The 16,875-nt window shown below is 59.0% G+C and carries 17 protein-coding genes and 1 other RNA gene; 14 read left to right on the top strand and 4 right to left on the bottom strand.

The features are described from left to right. Positions 1–266: 266 nt before the first annotated feature. The 5 genes from petA to PspR84_RS23865 all read left to right on the top strand — a co-directional run bounded on the left by petA (position 267) and on the right by PspR84_RS23865 (position 4,046). Positions 267–860: a ubiquinol-cytochrome c reductase iron-sulfur subunit gene (petA, locus tag PspR84_RS23885; protein WP_160059354.1), complete on the top strand. Its 594-nt coding sequence runs from the start codon at positions 267–269 to the stop codon at positions 858–860. Beyond that, entirely contained in the window at positions 860–2,071 is a 1,212-nt protein-coding gene (locus tag PspR84_RS23880; protein ID WP_034156481.1) for a cytochrome bc complex cytochrome b subunit, read from the top strand. The genes petA and PspR84_RS23880 overlap by 1 nt, the downstream gene beginning before the upstream one ends. Then, complete coding sequence (locus tag PspR84_RS23875; protein ID WP_160059353.1) at positions 2,071–2,853, top strand: cytochrome c1; 783 nt, start codon at positions 2,071–2,073, stop codon at positions 2,851–2,853. Before PspR84_RS23880 ends, PspR84_RS23875 begins: the two co-directional genes overlap by 1 nt. A 145-nt stretch (positions 2,854–2,998) precedes the next feature. Then, the gene (locus PspR84_RS23870; RefSeq protein ID WP_007917025.1) at positions 2,999–3,616 is read left to right on the top strand and encodes a glutathione S-transferase N-terminal domain-containing protein; all 618 of its coding nucleotides are present in this window, start codon (positions 2,999–3,001) and stop codon (positions 3,614–3,616) included. A gap of 16 nt (positions 3,617–3,632) precedes the next feature. Further along, on the top strand, positions 3,633–4,046 hold the full coding sequence (locus PspR84_RS23865) for a ClpXP protease specificity-enhancing factor (RefSeq protein ID WP_007917024.1): 414 nt from the start codon (positions 3,633–3,635) through the stop codon (positions 4,044–4,046). A 134-nt stretch (positions 4,047–4,180) separates the two neighbouring features. Here the strand turns inward: PspR84_RS23865 and PspR84_RS23860 are convergent, their stop codons facing one another. The 4 genes from PspR84_RS23860 to PspR84_RS23845 form a co-directional block, all read right to left on the bottom strand. Further along, positions 4,181–4,759 (bottom strand): BON domain-containing protein, encoded by a 579-nt coding sequence (locus PspR84_RS23860; RefSeq protein WP_007917023.1) that lies wholly within the window; start codon positions 4,757–4,759, stop codon positions 4,181–4,183. Continuing rightward, on the bottom strand, positions 4,756–5,349 hold the full coding sequence (locus PspR84_RS23855) for a phosphoheptose isomerase (RefSeq protein WP_007917022.1): 594 nt from the start codon (positions 5,347–5,349) through the stop codon (positions 4,756–4,758). The genes PspR84_RS23860 and PspR84_RS23855 overlap by 4 nt, the downstream gene beginning before the upstream one ends. Before the next feature lie 104 nt (positions 5,350–5,453). Further along, entirely contained in the window at positions 5,454–5,816 is a 363-nt protein-coding gene (locus tag PspR84_RS23850) for a YraN family protein (RefSeq protein ID WP_160059352.1), read from the bottom strand. Then, the gene (locus tag PspR84_RS23845) at positions 5,816–7,627 is read right to left on the bottom strand and encodes a penicillin-binding protein activator (RefSeq protein WP_016985144.1); all 1,812 of its coding nucleotides are present in this window, start codon (positions 7,625–7,627) and stop codon (positions 5,816–5,818) included. The genes PspR84_RS23850 and PspR84_RS23845 overlap by 1 nt, the downstream gene beginning before the upstream one ends. Positions 7,628–7,804: 177 nt before the next feature. Here PspR84_RS23845 and rsmI point away from each other — a divergent pair, with 177 nt between their 5' ends. The 9 genes from rsmI (at position 7,805) to mraY (ending at position 16,873) form a co-directional block, all read left to right on the top strand. Then, positions 7,805–8,710, top strand: a complete 906-nt coding sequence (gene rsmI, locus PspR84_RS23840; RefSeq protein ID WP_160059351.1) for a 16S rRNA (cytidine(1402)-2'-O)-methyltransferase — start codon at positions 7,805–7,807, stop codon at positions 8,708–8,710. Between the two features lie 73 nt (positions 8,711–8,783). Further along, positions 8,784–9,137, top strand: an RNA gene (gene rnpB, locus PspR84_RS23835) — RNase P RNA component class A. A 402-nt stretch (positions 9,138–9,539) separates the two neighbouring features. Then, positions 9,540–9,995: a division/cell wall cluster transcriptional repressor MraZ gene (mraZ, locus tag PspR84_RS23830; RefSeq protein ID WP_090286131.1), complete on the top strand. Its 456-nt coding sequence runs from the start codon at positions 9,540–9,542 to the stop codon at positions 9,993–9,995. A gap of 2 nt (positions 9,996–9,997) precedes the next feature. Then, positions 9,998–10,939 (top strand): 16S rRNA (cytosine(1402)-N(4))-methyltransferase RsmH, encoded by a 942-nt coding sequence (gene rsmH / locus PspR84_RS23825; RefSeq protein ID WP_086935987.1) that lies wholly within the window; start codon positions 9,998–10,000, stop codon positions 10,937–10,939. Beyond that, entirely contained in the window at positions 10,936–11,229 is a 294-nt protein-coding gene (gene ftsL / locus PspR84_RS23820) for a cell division protein FtsL (protein WP_007917008.1), read from the top strand. The genes rsmH and ftsL overlap by 4 nt, the downstream gene beginning before the upstream one ends. Then, the gene (locus tag PspR84_RS23815) at positions 11,229–12,968 is read left to right on the top strand and encodes a penicillin-binding protein 2 (RefSeq protein WP_174244529.1); all 1,740 of its coding nucleotides are present in this window, start codon (positions 11,229–11,231) and stop codon (positions 12,966–12,968) included. The genes ftsL and PspR84_RS23815 overlap by 1 nt, the downstream gene beginning before the upstream one ends. Then, a complete protein-coding gene (locus PspR84_RS23810; protein ID WP_160059350.1) occupies positions 12,968–14,431 on the top strand; it encodes a UDP-N-acetylmuramoyl-L-alanyl-D-glutamate--2,6-diaminopimelate ligase in 1,464 nt (487 codons plus the stop codon). Before PspR84_RS23815 ends, PspR84_RS23810 begins: the two co-directional genes overlap by 1 nt. Beyond that, positions 14,424–15,791 carry a UDP-N-acetylmuramoyl-tripeptide--D-alanyl-D-alanine ligase gene (gene murF, locus PspR84_RS23805; protein ID WP_160059349.1) on the top strand — a complete coding sequence of 456 codons (1,368 nt, stop codon included), beginning with the start codon at positions 14,424–14,426 and terminating at the stop codon, positions 15,789–15,791. Before PspR84_RS23810 ends, murF begins: the two co-directional genes overlap by 8 nt. Further along, positions 15,791–16,873, top strand: coding sequence for a phospho-N-acetylmuramoyl-pentapeptide-transferase (gene mraY, locus PspR84_RS23800; RefSeq protein WP_008082775.1), 1,083 nt, complete (start codon positions 15,791–15,793; stop codon positions 16,871–16,873). Before murF ends, mraY begins: the two co-directional genes overlap by 1 nt. Positions 16,874–16,875: the final 2 nt, after the last annotated feature.

Raw genomic sequence — 16,875 nt, 5'->3', positions numbered from 1 at the left:
GCTTCCGCGTTCAAAAAGAACGCCCGCCTCCTCACGGAAGCGGGCGTTTTTTTATGCCTGCGATTTATCAAAGAATTGCGCTGCGACAACTTGCCACTTCCGTAGACCCCCTATACTGCAAGGCTTGAGGGTAAGAGCTCCGGGTAATTCCCTTGTCAGAATTGGGGCTTTTCATTACCATTCGGCAAAATTTTTATAAGTAGCATTTGATTTATTTAGTAGATGCCTGATTTAACAGGCCACAAAAGCTGATGGGAGAGGACTGAATGAGCAATGACGGCGTGAATGCAGGCCGGCGTCGCTTCTTGGTAGCAGCCACATCCGTGGTGGGTGCTGCAGGAGCGGTGGGGGCTGCGGTCCCGTTCGTGGGGTCATGGTTTCCCAGTGCCAAGGCGAAAGCCGCCGGTGCACCGGTGAAAGTGAATATCAGCAAAATCGAGCCAGGACAGCAGATGATTGCTGAGTGGCGCGGCCAGCCGGTGTTCATTGTCCGCCGTACTGCGGAAATCCTGGGGAATCTCAAGAAGATCGAGGGCCAGCTCTCCGATCCAACCTCCAAAAACTCCACGCAACCCACCTATGTCGACCCTGAAGTGCGCTCGATCAAGCCGGAAATTCTGCTGCTGATCGGAATCTGCACACACCTGGGTTGCTCACCAACCTTCCGTCCCGAAGTGGCACCTGCGGATCTCGGTAAAGACTGGGTCGGTGGCTATTTCTGCCCTTGCCACGGTTCCCACTACGATCTGGCTGGCCGCGTCTACAAGTCGCAACCTGCGCCTTTGAACCTGCCAGTTCCCCCGCATTCCTATGAGACCGATGACCTGATTGTCATTGGCGTCGATACGGAGAAAGCGTGATGAGCAAGTTCATGGATTGGGTTGATGCGCGCTTTCCTGCGACCAAAATGTGGGAAGACCATCTCAGCAAGTATTACGCTCCGAAAAACTTCAACTTCTTCTATTTCTTTGGCTCTCTGGCGCTGCTGGTGCTGGTGAATCAGATCGTCACCGGTGTCTGGCTGACGATGAGTTACACGCCGTCGGCAGAAGAAGCCTTCGCCTCCGTTGAATACATCATGCGTGACGTCGAGTACGGCTCGATCCTGCGTCTGCTGCACTCGACCGGCGCTTCAGCGTTCTTCATCGTGGTTTATCTGCACATGTTCCGGGGCTTGCTTTACGGCTCGTACCAGAAGCCGCGCGAGCTGGTCTGGGTGTTCGGCATGCTGATCTACCTGGCGCTGATGGCTGAAGCGTTCATGGGTTACCTGCTGCCATGGGGTCAGATGTCCTATTGGGGCGCCCAGGTGATCATTTCGTTGTTCGGTGCGATTCCGGTCATCGGCAACGACCTGACCCAGTGGATTCGTGGTGACTATCTGATCTCCGGAATCACCCTGAACCGCTTCTTTGCCTTGCACGTTGTCGCGCTGCCGATTGTGATTCTCGGCTTGGTGGTGCTGCATATTCTGGCGTTGCACGAAGTGGGTTCGAACAACCCTGACGGCGTCGACATCAAGAAGCACAAGGACGAAAACGGCATCCCGCTGGACGGCATTGCCTTCCATCCGTACTACACCGTGAAAGACATTGTCGGTGTCGTGGTGTTCCTGTTTATCTTCTGCTTTATTGTGTTCTTCTTCCCGGAAATGGGCGGCTACTTCCTCGAAAAACCAAACTTCGAGCAAGCTAACCCGTTCAAGACACCAGAGCATATTGCGCCGGTTTGGTACTTCACACCGTTCTACGCAATCCTGCGTGCGATCCCTGACAAACTCATGGGCGTTATCGCCATGGGGGCGGCGATTGCGGTGCTGTTCGTGCTGCCGTGGCTTGACCGCAGCCCGGTCAAGTCGATGCGCTACAAAGGCTGGCTGAGCAAAATCTGGCTGCTGGTGTTCTGCATTTCGTTCGTGATTCTCGGTGTTCTCGGTGTTCTCGCTCCGACACCGGAGCGAACCTTGCTCTCGCAGGTCTGCACCTTCCTGTACTTCGCCTACTTCATTCTGATGCCGTTCTACACCAGGCTCGAGAAGACCAAACCGGTTCCGGAAAGGGTGACTGGCTGATGAAAAAGTTATTTTTTGCTCTGATTTTTGCTGCGTTGCCTGTGCTGTCGTTCGCTGCTGAACACGGTGGTCCGGAGCTGGAAAAAGTAGACATTGATGTCTCCGATAAAGCTGCCCTGCAGGACGGTGCGCGCACCTTCGGCAACTATTGCATGGGCTGCCACAGCGCCAAGTTCCAGCGTTATGAGCGCGTCGCCGATGACCTCGGTGTGCCGCACGAACTGATGCTGGAGAAGCTGGTGTTCACGGGTGCCAAGATCGGCGATCACATGACCATTGGCATGCAGCCGGCTGACGCCAAGACCTGGTTCGGCGCGGCACCACCGGATTTGACCCTGGTGGCGCGAGTGCGTGGCACCGACTGGCTTTACGGTTACCTGAAGTCGTTCTACGAAGATCCGGCACGTCCGTGGGGCGTAAACAACAAGGTTTTCCCGAACGTCGGCATGCCTAACGTACTGGTCGGTCTGCAAGGTCGTCAGATCATAGACTGCAAGCAGGTGCCGATCGTCGAGGACGGCAAGAAGCAATATGACCCACTGACCGGTACGCCGTTGACGCATGAGGCGTGTGATCAACTGGTCATCGTGCCGAAGACTGGCGCTCTGAACGAAGAGCAGTTCGATGAGAAGGTCAAGAATCTGGTAACCTTCCTGGCTTACTCGGCTAACCCGGTTAAGCTGCAACATCAGCGCATCGGTACTTATGTCTTGCTGTACCTGGCGTTCTTCTTTGTGTTCGCCTATCTGCTCAAGCGTGAATACTGGAAAGACGTGCACTGATACGCTTCAAGCATTGCTGTTAATCGCGCGCGCCCAAGGGCGCCTCCGATAGCGCAACTCTGGTCAGCCAGACGTTGCGGGAGGCGCCCTCTGGGCGCGCGCGTTTTTCCGGTTCCGATAATTTCAACAAGCGAGGAGGATCGCCATGGGCGTGACCAATCGGTTGGCCTGTTACTCCGACCCCGCCGACCACTATTCCCACCGAGTGCGCATTGTGCTTGCAGAGAAGGGTGTCAGCGCCGAGATCATTTATGTGGAAGCTGGTCGCCAGCCGCCTAAACTGATTGAGGTAAACCCTTACGGCAGTCTGCCAACGCTGGTCGATCGTGACCTGGCGTTGTGGGAGTCGACCGTGGTGATGGAATATCTGGATGAGCGTTACCCGCACCCGCCGTTGATGCCGGTTTACCCGGTGGCGCGTGCCAACAGCCGTCTGCTGATTCATCGTATTCAGCGCGACTGGTGTGGTCTGGTGGATCTGATTCTGGATCCCAAGTCCAAGGAGGCCGCGCGAGTCGTGGCGCGCAAGGAATTGCGTGAAAGCCTGACGGGCGTGTCGCCATTGTTTGCCGACAAGCCGTTTTTCCTCAGTGAGGAACAAAGTCTGGTGGATTGCTGCCTATTGCCAATACTCTGGCGTTTGCCGATTCTGGGTATTGAACTGCCGCGGCCAGCCAAGCCGCTGCTTGATTATATGGAGCGCTCGTTTGCGCGTGAGGCTTTCCAGGCGAGTCTGTCTGGTGTCGAACGCGATATGCGCTAAGGCTTAAGGAGCCGCTATGAACTCCAGTCGACCTTATCTGGTCCGCGCGCTCTACGAGTGGATTGTTGATAACGATTGCACCCCGCACATGCTGGTCAATTCCGAGTACCCGGCAGTGCAGGTACCGCAAGGTTTCGCCAGTGACGGGCAGATTGTCCTGAACATCTCGCCGAGTGCTGTGCGTCATCTGCACATGGACAACGACGTGGTGACCTTCGAAGGTCGCTTCGGTGGTGTCCCGCACAGCTTGTACGTGCCGATCAGCGCGATCCTGGGGATCTACGCCCGGGAGAACGGTCAGGGTATGGTGTTTGATCTCGAGTCGCCGATGGATGACGAAGAAGAGATCGAGTCGGACGACGACTTGCCACCACCGGACAGTGAGCCACCGCGTCCTAGCGGCCGGCCTAGTTTGAAAGTGGTGAAGTAATAAAAAAGGCGATCCGGATGGATCGCCTTTTTTATTACGTAGGAGCTGCCGAAGGCTGCGATCTTTTGATCCTGATCTTTTAAAAGCAAGATCAAAGGATCGCAGCCTTCGGCAGCTCCTACAGAGATCGTGTATCAGTCGATGTATTCGAACAGCTTGACGATTTTCTGCACGCCGGAAACACCCTGAACCAGATTGGTTGCCTGAGTGGCTTCCTGTTTGGTCAGCAGACCCAGCAGGTAGACGATACCGTTCTCGGTCACGACCTTGATGCGCGAGCCAGGGATGCTGGCGTCGGTGAGCATTTGCGTCTTGATCTTGGAGGTCAGCCAGGTGTCGTTCTGGCGAGCCAGGAAACCGGATGGCGGTATGACTTGCAGTTCGTTATGAACGGTTTTTACCCGTTGGACCGCGGCTGCTGCCTGTTCGGCTTTGGCTTTCAGGTCTGCTCGAGGTGTTTGGCCGGCCAGCAGTACGACGCCGTTGAAGCTGGTGACGACGATGTGCGAATCGTTGTCCAGGGCCGGGTCGGCTTTGGCTACGTTCACGCCCACTTTGGTTTCAATCAACGAGTCGTCGATCTTGCTGCCGAAGGTGCGGGTGCCACGATCGTCGTCGATCGGTGCTTCACGGCTGGCGTTCACCACCGAGGTGCAGCCGCTGATGCCGAGGCACAGGGTCAAGGCCAGAAGGCCAAGGCGATTAGGGGTCATTCTTCACTCCCGAACAGTTGGCTGTCGATCAGATCGCAAAGGCAATGGATCGCCAGCAAGTGGACTTCTTGAATACGTGCAGTGACATTGGCCGGTACGCGAATCTCGACGTCCTCGGGCAACAGCAGCGACGCCATGCCGCCGCCATCGCGTCCGGTCATAGCTACGACAATCATTTCGCGATCATGTGCGGCCTGGATCGCTTGAATAATGTTCGCCGAGTTGCCGCTGGTCGAAATCGCCAGCAAGACATCGCCTGGCTGACCGAGCGCACGGATCTGTTTGGAGAATACTTCGTTGTAGCTGTAGTCGTTGGCGATCGAAGTAATCGTCGAGGTGTCGGTGGTCAGGGCGATCGCCGGCAGACTCGGACGCTCGCGCTCGAAGCGGTTGAGCAGCTCGGAGGAGAAGTGCTGGGCATCGCCGGCCGAGCCGCCATTGCCGCACGAAAGCATTTTGCCTTCGTTGAGCAGGGCGTTGACCATGATCTGGCTGGCTTGCTCGATGTGCGGTGCAAGTACGTCCATCGCCTGTTGCTTGGTGTCGATACTGGCCTGGAAAAGCTGGCGAATTCGGGATTGCATGTCCATCTGTGTGACCTTAAGTAGCGCGGCTGTCCGGCACATGAATGTGCAGCCCGCAAAGCAAAGAGCAAAATTTGTCGGTGGGATTGTCCGGGTCGCAACGCCGCCGATCAACTGTCGAAAGCATTCTGCAACCAGTTCAGCTGATCCGGATGGCTGTCGATGGCCACCACGTCGAAGCGGCAGGGGGAATTGGCCCAACGCGACTCGCGCTGAAGAAAATACTGTGCAGCGAAAATCAGTTTCTGCTGCTTGCGCCCATCGATGCTAGCGAGCGCGCCACCCCATTGAGTGTTTTTTCTGTAGCGAACTTCAACGAATACTACTGTATCGCCATCAAGCATGACCAGATCAAGCTCGCCGCGTTTACAAAACCAGTTCTGCGCCAGCAGGCGCAGACCTTGTTGTTGCAGATGCTCGAGCGCCAGGCGCTCGGCATCCTTGCCGCTTTGCGAGCGTGACCTGTCGGGCATCAGCGCGGAGTGTCCGGCAGGCGCTGTACCTGGCCGCTGACGAACTGCGCCCAAGGCAACTGACGCACAACACGCTGGGTCTGGGTCATGCCGAGGCTGCCCGACTCACCATCGATGCGGCTGTCCGGCAGGGCTTTGAGTTGACCCAGGCGCGGTGCCAGACGATAGGCATCCACACCCATCGCGTACAGGCGGCCGAGGCTGCCGGCGGCTTGCGGCCACTGTGCAACCACTTGCTGACGCAGTGGATCGCTGTTGTCGAGCAGCCACGGCGTTTCGCAGAAGCGAATGCCGTTCATGTCGTTGTACTGGTTGACGTCGCCACTGGCGCTGTAAACGTGCGAAGTCGCGTAAACGGGAACGTCACCGGCGTACTGGAAGTTCAGGGTCGGCTTGATCTGCTGTGCCTGTTGCGGCGTGGCAGCGAGGAAGATGAACTCGATGTCCTGACGACGCGAAGGCTGCGCGGCTACGTTGGTGCCAGCGGCATTTTGCAGGCTCTTGGCGCGGGCTTCGCTTTGACGCAGCTGGAACATGTCGGCGATTTGCTGGGCCAGTTGCACCGGCTGATCAACACGCTCGGTCGCTACGATGCTGCCACCGTTAGCCTGCCAGTCCTGGCTGAAGGCACGCAGGACGCGGTCGCCCCATTCGCCTTTCGGTACCATGATGGCGGCGCGATGCAGGCCATCGGCACGGGCGCGGCGCGAGACTTCGCGGGCTTCGTCTTCAGCGGCCAGACCGAACTGGAACAGTTGCGCCGGGCCTTGATCACCTTCGCTGTAGTTCAGCGCGAGGGTGGTGATCGGCAGTTGCGGGCGAGTGCTCAGTTGTTTGACCAGTGGTTTTTCCAGCGGGCCAACGACCAGTTGCACGCCGTCAGCCTGAGCCTTGCGGTAGAACTCGTCCATCGAGGTCAGCTTGGAGCTGTCGTAGAACTCGATCGCTGGCGGCTTTTGTCCGGCCTGCTGAGCCTGGTAGTGCGCAGCCATGAAGCCTTCGCGCAGTGCTTTACCGACCGCTGCCAACTGACCATCTTGCGGCAGCAGCAGGGCGATTTTGCTCAGGGGCTGGCTGGCCAGTTCCTTGAGTTTGGTCAGCGGCAGCGGCAGGTTGATTGCGGCCGGGTGCTTTGGATTCTGTGCACGCCAGGTGTCGATCGCGGCTTGCTGCTGTTCCAGTGTGCCGGCAGATTTCACAGCCAGTGCCAGACCCATCCAGCCGCCGAGGTCGTCGGTGGTGTTGGGTTGCAGTTGATCAGTTGGCAGCGAGCCGATCAGGGTCCAGATGGCTTCGTGGTTCTTGCTCGCGGCTTCGCCTTGCAGCATCGGTGCGATGAATACGCGCTCGCGAGCAGCAGCCAGGGTCTGGCCGTCGGCCTCAAGGGCGCGGGCGTGGACGGTGCCGGTGCGCACTTGCTGCTCTTCTGGCATTTCGCCCAGGTGTTGCAGGCTTGGATGGCTCAGGGCAGTCAGCGCGGCTTTCGGCTGATTGCGAGTCATCGCCAGTTCAGCGTTCAAGGTGCTGGCGAAAATCTGCTGGCCTGGCTTCAGTTGCTCCATCGGCACTTGTTGCAGGATTTGCGCGGACTGTCCGGCATTGCCCTGGCGGTAAGCCAGATCTGCAGCGCTGAGGCGCAACAGAGCGGCTTTTTCCGGGGTTTTCGCCTGGGTCGCCTGTTCGAGCAGTTGCTCGATGCTGGCATCCGGGGTCCGTGGAAGTTCGCCAAGGCTGGAGGAAGGGGAGCTGGCGCAAGCCGCCAACAGGGCAGCGAGGCAGAGGGCAGTGAACAGCCGCAGGCAAGCGATCATGTAAGTGTTCCTGATACTCGATCAAATTAGCGTCGAATTGTACCCAAGCACTGGCCGGGGCGCGATGTTAGTGGCGTGAAACGGACAATTTAGCTGGAGTAAATGTTGCGGCGGCGCACAACGGCGTGCAAAACCGGGTTCGGCTTGAGCGCATCGCAAGCCTCGTGACGCGCTACAATGGCCGCTTTTACCGATCACGAGGTGTGCGCTTTGACTGCTCCAGGTTCCCTGAATTCCGCTGCTGGCTCGCTTTATGTGGTGGCGACGCCCATCGGCAACCTGGACGACATCAGCGCCCGGGCCCTGAAGATCCTCCGCGAAGTGGCATTGATCGCCGCCGAAGACACCCGCCACTCGGCGCGGCTGATGCAGCACTTCGGGATTGGCACGCCGCTGGCTGCCTGTCACGAACATAACGAAAGAGATGAGGGTAGCCGCTTTATTACCCGTCTGCTGGCGGGCGATAACGTCGCGCTGATTTCCGATGCGGGGACACCGCTGATTTCCGATCCGGGTTATCACCTGGTGCGGCAGGCTCGTGCGGCTGGAATCAATGTGGTGCCGGTGCCGGGTGCCTGCGCCCTTATCGCCGCACTGTCGGCGGCCGGTCTGCCGTCCGACCGCTTCATCTTCGAAGGTTTTCTGCCGGCCAAATCGGTCGGGCGCAAGGCGCGACTGGAAGCCGTCAGGGAAGAGCCGCGTACATTGATCTTCTATGAAGCACCGCACCGCATTCTTGAATGCCTGCAGGATATGGAAGCAGTGTTCGGCGGTGAGCGTCAGGCATTGCTCGCCCGGGAAATCACCAAAACCTTCGAGACGCTAAAAGGTCTGCCGCTGGCTGAGCTACGCGCGTTCGTCGAGTCGGACAGCAATCAGCAGCGCGGCGAATGCGTCGTGTTGGTGGCTGGCTGGACGGCGCCGGAGTCCGAAGACGCCGTCAGCAGCGAAGCGATGCGCATCCTCGATCTGTTGCTTGAAGAGATGCCGCTCAAGCGTGCTGCCGCGCTGGCAGCGCAGATCACTGGCGAACGCAAAAACGTCCTGTATCAGGTTGCGCTGGATAAACAGAAAGGCGTGTAAGCCGTCGCCCATAGCGGTCTTGAGGCTTTTAGCGCTTGTTCTTCGGGCGCTCTGCCGTTAACCTTCGCGGCGGAGAGTCGATCGGACAGTCGCTGCCCTCTATGAAAATTAGTGGGGGGAGGAAAGTCCGGGCTCCATAGGGCGAAGTGCCAGGTAATGCCTGGGAGGCGTGAGCCTACGGAAAGTGCCACAGAAAATAACCGCCTAAGCGCTTCGGTGCCGGTAAGGGTGAAAAGGTGCGGTAAGAGCGCACCGCACGTCTGGCAACAGTTCGTGGCTAGGTAAACCCCACTTGGAGCAAGACCAAATAGGGTCCCAAGGCGTGGCCCGCGCTGGGACCGGGTAGGTTGCTAAAGATGTCCAGTGATGGCCATCGTAGACGAATGACTGTTCAAGACAGAACCCGGCTTACAGATCGACTCTCCACCTTTTTCTTTCCCTGCTTGAATCATTGGCAACAGGGCTGTGTAATATCAGCAGGCCTGCTCTGAAAGTTCGGCAGCGGCACACGCAGTAATAGCCATTTCCCACCTTGCTTCAATCAACAGCAGAAGCGCTTTCGTAATACCGAAAAAATCTTACTCTTAACAAATTACTTTAACTTTCGAGCGCAGCTATCAGTGCTGCATCAAGTTATGGGTCGAAAGTCTCCGCCAAATTGTCGTTACTCCTCCTTTTATGCTCCTAAATCTCCGTTCTGTAAGGGTTTTCCTTTAATCCGCGCCTTGACGGTGTGGTGGGCGCATTCCTATAGTGTGCGCAAGTGGCGGAAAGTGGCATGAAGTGGGTTTTTTGAGCTCAAAACGATAAAAATTGGAGAAACGCAGACGTGTTTCGCGGAGCTAACGCTATCAGTCTCGACGCAAAGGGCCGTCTCGCTATGCCGAGCCGGTACCGTGACGAGCTCGATTCGCGCAGTTCCGGCCAATTGATCGTGACCATTGATGCCGTTGATCCGTGTCTGTGTGTCTATCCGCTCGACGAGTGGGAAATTATTGAAACCAAGTTGCGCGCACTCCCTTCGCTTCGCGAAGAGAACCGCCGCTTGCAGCGTTTATTGATCGGCAACGCCGTCGACCTCGAGCTCGATGGCAGTGGCCGTTTTCTGGTTCCACCGCGTTTGCGCGAATACGCCAGGCTCGATAAGCGCGCGATGCTGGTAGGCCAACTGAACAAGTTCCAATTGTGGGACGAGGATGCATGGAATGCGGTATCTGCCGCTGACCTTGCTGCCATTCAACAACCGGGCGCGATGCCTGATGAACTGCGTGATTTGATCCTGTGACTATTGATAGCGGCTTTAACCACATCACCGTACTGCTTGACGAAGCCGTCGAGGCTCTCGCCGTACGTCCTGATGGCTGCTATCTGGACGGCACGTTCGGGCGCGGCGGACACAGCCGGTTGATCCTCAGCCAGCTTGGCACGGACGGTCGGCTCATCGGATTCGACAAAGATCCACAAGCGATTGCCACCGGGCAAACGCTAGCGGCCGAAGACGGCCGCTTTGTCGTTGTGCAGCGCAGCTTTGCCGAGCTCGGTTCCGTCGTCGCTGAACAAGGTCTGAGCGGCAAGGTCAGCGGTATTCTGCTCGACCTCGGCGTGTCTTCGCCGCAGCTCGATGACGCTGAGCGCGGCTTCAGTTTCCTTAACGACGGCCCGCTGGACATGCGCATGGATCCGTCCCGCGGCATCAGCGCTGCCGAGTTCGTCAACACTGCGCCGGCTGAAGAAATCGCCCGGGTGTTCAAGGAATACGGCGAAGAGCGTTTCTCCGGTCGCATGGCCCGTGCCGTCGCCGAGCGTCGCGATATCAAGCCGTTCGAGCGCACTGCCGATCTGGCTGAAGTGTTGAAAGTCGCCAACCCGGCATGGGAAAAGGGCAAGAACCCGGCCACCCGTGCCTTCCAGGGTTTGCGCATTCACGTCAACAACGAACTGGGTGATCTGGAAGCCGGCCTCGAAGCCGCACTGGATGCTCTGGAAGTTGGCGGCCGTCTGGTGGTGATCAGCTTCCACTCGCTGGAAGACCGTATCGTCAAACTGTTCATGCGCAAGCTAGTGAAAGGCGAAGCCGACAACCTGCCGCGCAACCTGCCCGTTCGCCACGTCGCGTTCGAACCGAAAATCAAAGTCCATGGCAAAGCGCAGACGGCCTCCGACGCCGAACTCAAAGCCAACCCACGTTCCCGTAGCGCCGTCATGCGCGTCGCGGAGAAGCTGCGGTGAGCAAGCTTTTCGCCAAGCCACTGCCCGGCGGCAGCTTTCTGATGCTGCTGCTGTTCATCGGCGTGCTCGTCTCGGCCATCGCCGTGTCGTACAGCGCGCACTGGAACCGACAGTTGCTCAATACCCTTTATAACGAACTCAGCGTGCGCGACAAGGCGCAGGCCGAGTGGGGCCGTCTGATTCTTGAGCAGAGCACCTGGACCGCACACAGCCGCATCGAAGTGCTGGCCACCGAACAACTGAAAATGCACATTCCCGGCGCGGCTGACGTGAAGATGGTGGCGCCATGATGAAACTCGAAGGCGCACTGTTCCCATGGCGCTTCCGCCTGATGGTGGCGCTGCTCGGCGTGATGGTCGCGGCGATCTGCTGGCGCATCATCGACCTGCAAGTGGTTGACCGTGACTTCCTCAAAGGTCAGGGCGATGCGCGCAGCCTGCGTCACATTCCGATTCCGGCTCACCGTGGTCTGATCACCGACCGTAACGGCGAACCGTTGGCCGTGAGTACCCCGGTGACCACGCTGTGGGCCAACGCCAAGGAAATGCAAACGGCGAAAGAGAAGTGGCCGGCACTCGCTGCCGCGCTGGGGCAGGACCCGAAAGCCCTGACCGAACGCCTCGAAGCCCAGGCCAACAAAGAATTCATTTATCTGGTGCGCGGGCTGACCCCCGAGCAGGGCCAGTCTGTGCTCGATCTGAAAGTGCCGGGCGTTTATGGCATCGAAGAATTCCGCCGGTTCTATCCGGCCGGTGAAGTCACCGCACACATGGTCGGGTTTACCGACATCGACGACCACGGTCGCGAAGGTGTCGAACTGGCTTATGACGAATGGCTCGCCGGGGTGCCGGGCAAACGACAGGTCATCAAGGATCGGCGCGGACGGCTGATCAAGGATGTCCAGGTCACCAAAAACGCCAAGGCCGGCAAGCCCTTGGCGTTGTCCATTGACCTGCGTCTGCAATATCTGGCCAACCGCGAACTGCGTAACGCGATCATCGAGAACGGCGCCAAGGCCGGCAGTCTGGTGATCATGGATGTCAAGACCGGCGAGATTCTGGCCATGGTCAACCAGCCGACCTACAACCCGAACAACCGTCGCAACCTGCAACCGGCGATGATGCGTAACCGCGCGATGATCGACGTGTTCGAGCCGGGTTCGACCATGAAAGCCATCTCGATGGCCGCTGCAATCGAAACCGGCCGCTGGAAACCGAGCGACACCGTCGAGGTGTATCCGGGCTCCCTGCAGATCGGCAAGTACACGATCAAGGACGTTTCCAAGAGTGAAGGGCCGGTGCTCGACCTGACCGGCATCCTGATCAATTCCAGTAACGTTGGCATGAGTAAGGTCGCGTTCGATATCGGCGGCGAAACCATTTTCCGCCTCGCGCAGAAAGTCGGTCTTGGCCAGGACACCGGCCTTGGCTTCCCGGGCGAACGTGTCGGCAACCTGCCGAACTACCGCGATTGGCGCAAGGCTGAAACCGCAACGCTTTCTTACGGCTACGGTATTTCCGTAACCGCGATTCAACTCGTCCACGCGTTCTCGGCGCTGGCCAACAACGGTCGTCTCGCGCCGCTGACCCTGATCAAAACCGACAAGCCACCGCAGACCACGCAAGTGCTGCCGGAAGCCGTCGCGAAAACCTTGCAAGGCATGCTTACCCAGGTGATCGAAGCGCCACGCGGCGTGTTCCGTGCGCAGGTGCCGGCGTATCACGTGGCGGGCAAGTCGGGTACTGCGCGCAAGACTTCGGTGGGCACCAAGGGCTACGCGGAAAATTCTTACCGCTCGTTGTTCGCCGGTTTCGGCCCGATGAGCGATCCGCGTTACGCGATCGTTGTGGTGATCGATGAACCAAGCAAGGCCGGTTACTTCGGTGGTCTGGTTTCCGCGCCGGTGTTCAGCCGTGTGATGTCCGGCACCCTGCGTCTGATGAACGTGACGCCGGACAACTTGCCGACGACGCAACAAGCCAACGCTACCCCGGTCATTCCGCTGAAAGCCAATGGAGGGCGCGGCTGATGTCATTAAGTCTGAACAAGATATTCCCCCACGCCGGCCACGATCTGTTGATCCGTGAATTGGCGCTGGACAGCCGCAACGTGCGCGCGGGCGATTTGTTCCTCGCCGTGCCTGGCGGCAAATTCGATGGCCGTGCACACATTGCCGATGCCCTGCAACGTGGCGCAGCTGCGGTTGCTTATGAAGTGGAAGGCGCCACCGTGCTGCCGATCACTGACGTGCCGCTGATTCCGGTCAAAGGCCTGGCAGCGCAGCTGTCGGACATCGCCGGGCGTTTTTACGGTGAGCCAAGCCATCATCTGAACCTGATCGGTGTGACCGGCACCAACGGCAAGACCAGCGTGACCCAATTGGTTGCGCAGGCGCTGGACCTACTCGGTCAGCATTGCGGCATCGTCGGCACCTTGGGTTCCGGCTTCTATGGCGCACTGCAAAGCGGTCTGCACACCACGCCGAATCCGATCGCTGTGCAAGCGACCTTGGGCGACCTGAAAAAGGCCGGCGCCAAAGCCGTGGCCATGGAAGTATCGTCCCACGGTCTGGATCAGGGCCGCGTCACTGCGCTGGCGTTCGACGTCGCAGTGATGACCAACCTGTCCCGCGACCACCTTGACTATCACGGCACCATGCAGGCGTACGCAGAGGCCAAGGCCAAGCTGTTCGCCTGGAATGATCTGAAGTGCCGTGTGGTCAACCTCGACGACGATTTTGGCCGGCAACTGGCCGCTGAAAAACGCGAATCGCGCTTGATCACCTACAGCCTGCTCGACAGCAGCGCTTACCTGTTCTGCCGTGAAGCGCAGTTCGACGACCACGGTGTGCGCGCCACATTGGTGACGCCGCAGGGCGAGCATCATCTGCGCAGCACGCTGCTCGGCCGCTTCAATCTGAGCAACGTACTGGCAGCCGTCGGTGCCTTGCTCGGTCTGGATTACGCGCTCGACGAAATTCTCAAAGTACTGCCGAAACTCGAAGGCCCGGCCGGGCGCATGCAGCGTCTTGGCGGTGGCAATCAGCCTTTGGTGGTGGTCGATTACGCCCACACCCCGGATGCGCTGGAAAAAGTCCTGAGCGCATTGCGCCCGCACGTCAAAGGTCAACTGCTGTGCCTGTTTGGCTGCGGCGGTGATCGTGATCGCGGCAAACGTCCGTTGATGGCCGAAGTGGTCGAGCGTCTGGCTGATCAAGTGCTGGTTACCGACGACAACCCGCGTACTGAAGACCCTGCAGTGATTTTCGACGACATCCGCGCCGGTTTCACGGCTGTGGATAAAGTCACCTTCGTCGCCGGCCGTGGTCAGGCGATTGCACAACTGATTGCCGGCGCCTCGGCTGATGACGTGATTGTCCTGGCCGGTAAAGGTCATGAGGACTACCAGGAAATCAACGGCGAGCGCCATGCCTTCTCCGATCTGGTCGAGGCTGATCACGCCCTGACCGCGTGGGAGGTGGCCCATGCTTAAGGCCCTCAAACTCAGCGAACTGACCAACGCGCTCGACGCACGTTTGATCGCCGCCGATGCCAGCTTCGACGGCGTCAGCATCGACAGCCGCGCGATTCAGCCCGGCCAACTGTTTATTGCGTTGACCGGTCCGCGTTTCGACGGTCATGACTATTTGAATGACGTCGCTGCAAAAGGCGCCGTGGCTGCGCTGGTCGAGCGCGAAGTCGCCGACAGCACCTTGCCGCAACTGCTGGTCAAAGACACCCGTCAGGCCCTCGGCCAATTGGGTGCGCTGAACCGTGCTGCCTTCACTCAACCAGTCGCCGCGATCACCGGTTCCAGCGGCAAGACCACGGTCAAGGAGATGCTCGCGAGCATCCTGCGCACCCGCGGTCCGGTACTGGCGACCCGTGGCAATCTGAACAACGACCTCGGCGCGCCGCTGACCCTGCTCGAACTGGCCCCGGAGCACACCTCGGCGGTGATCGAACTGGGCGCCTCGCGTCTCGGCGAAATCGCTTACACCGTTGGCCTGACCAAGCCTCACGTGGCGATCCTCAACAATGCCGGCACCGCGCACGTCGGTGAGTTTGGCGGCCCGGAAAAAATCGTCGAAGCCAAAGGCGAAATCATCGACGGGCTGGCGGCTGATGGTGTCGCCGTGCTCAACCTCGATGACAAAGCCTTAGGTATCTGGAAGACCCGTGCGGGCGCTCGCAAGGTGCTGACTTTCGCCCTGAACAACGTTCAGGCTGACTTCTACGCCAGCGACCTGAGCACCGATGCACGCGGTTGCCCGGCCTTCAATCTGCACACACCTGAAGGTGTCGAGCGCGTTCAACTGAACCTGCTCGGCACCCACAACGTCGCCAATTCCATGGCCGCCGCCGCTGCCGCTCACGCCCTGGGTGTGTCGCTGTTCGGCATCGCCACCGGGCTTGGCGCCGTGCAATCGGTCAAGGGTCGCACCGTCGCGCAACTGGCGAAGAACGGTATGCGCGTGATCGATGACACTTACAACGCAAACCCCACCTCGATGTGCGCGGCCGTTGATATACTCGCCGGCTTTTCCGGCCGCACCGTCCTGGTGCTCGGAGATATCGGCGAGTTGGGCGATTGGGCGGAGCAGGGGCACCGCGACGTGGGCGAGTACGCCCGGGGCAAGGTTTCCGCGCTTTATGCCGTTGGGCCAAACATGGTTCACGCCGTAAACGCTTTCGGTGAACAGGCGTATCACTTCGGCACGCAAGCCGAACTGATTCAGGCCCTCGACGCCGAGCAGGACACAAACACCACCATTTTGATCAAGGGTTCGCGCAGTGCAGCGATGGAAAACATCGTTGCGGCTCTGTGCGGGTCCAGTCTGGAGAAACATTAATGCTGCTGCTGCTAGCGGAGTATCTGCAACAGTTCTACAAAGGCTTCGCGGTCTTTCAGTACCTGACCCTGCGCGGGATTCTCGGTGTGCTGACCGCGCTGGTTTTGTCGCTGTGCTATGGCCCGTGGATGATCCGCACTTTGCAGAACCGTCAGATCGGCCAGTCCGTTCGTAACGACGGTCCGCAATCGCACCTGTCCAAGTCGGGTACACCGACCATGGGCGGCGCACTGATTCTGTCGTCGATCGGCGTCAGCACCTTGCTTTGGGCTGACCTGAGCAACCGCTACGTCTGGACTGTTTTGCTGGTGACCTTGCTGTTCGGCGCCATCGGCTGGGTCGACGATTACCGCAAAGTCATCGAGAAGAACTCCCGTGGCTTGCCGAGCCGCTGGAAGTATTTCTGGCAGTCGGTGTTCGGCCTCGGCGCGGCGATCTTCCTTTATATGACCGCTTCCACGCCGGTGGAAACCACGCTGATTCTGCCGATGCTCAAGGACTACAGCATTCCGCTGGGCTTGGGCTTCATCGTGCTGACTTACTTTGTGATCGTCGGCTCGAGCAACGCGGTCAACCTGACTGACGGCCTTGATGGCCTGGCAATCATGCCGACCGTGATGGTCGGCGGTGGCCTCGGCATCTTCTGCTACCTGTCGGGTAACGTGAAATTCGCTGAATACCTGTTGATCCCTTACGTGCCGGGCGCGGGCGAACTGATCGTGTTCTGCGGCGCGCTGATCGGTGCCGGCCTCGGCTTCCTCTGGTTCAACACCTATCCGGCGCAAGTGTTCATGGGTGACGTCGGTGCACTGGCACTCGGCGCGGCACTGGGCACCATCGCGGTGATCGTCCGTCAGGAAATCGTCCTGTTCATCATGGGCGGCGTGTTCGTGATGGAAACCCTGTCAGTCGTCATTCAGGTTGCGTCCTTTAAGCTGACCGGTCGCCGTGTGTTCCGCATGGCACCGATACACCACCACTTTGAACTCAAGGGCTGGCCCGAGCCGCGCGTGATCGTCCGTTTCTGGATCATCACCGTGATTCTCGTGTTGGTCGGCCTTGCCACCCTGAAGCTGAGGTAGAA

The organism is Pseudomonas sp. R84, assembly GCF_009834515.1.
Classification (GTDB): domain Bacteria; phylum Pseudomonadota; class Gammaproteobacteria; order Pseudomonadales; family Pseudomonadaceae; genus Aquipseudomonas.
Note: the sequence above shows the minus strand (reverse complement) of the source record. Positions and strands in the feature narration are given on the sequence as shown.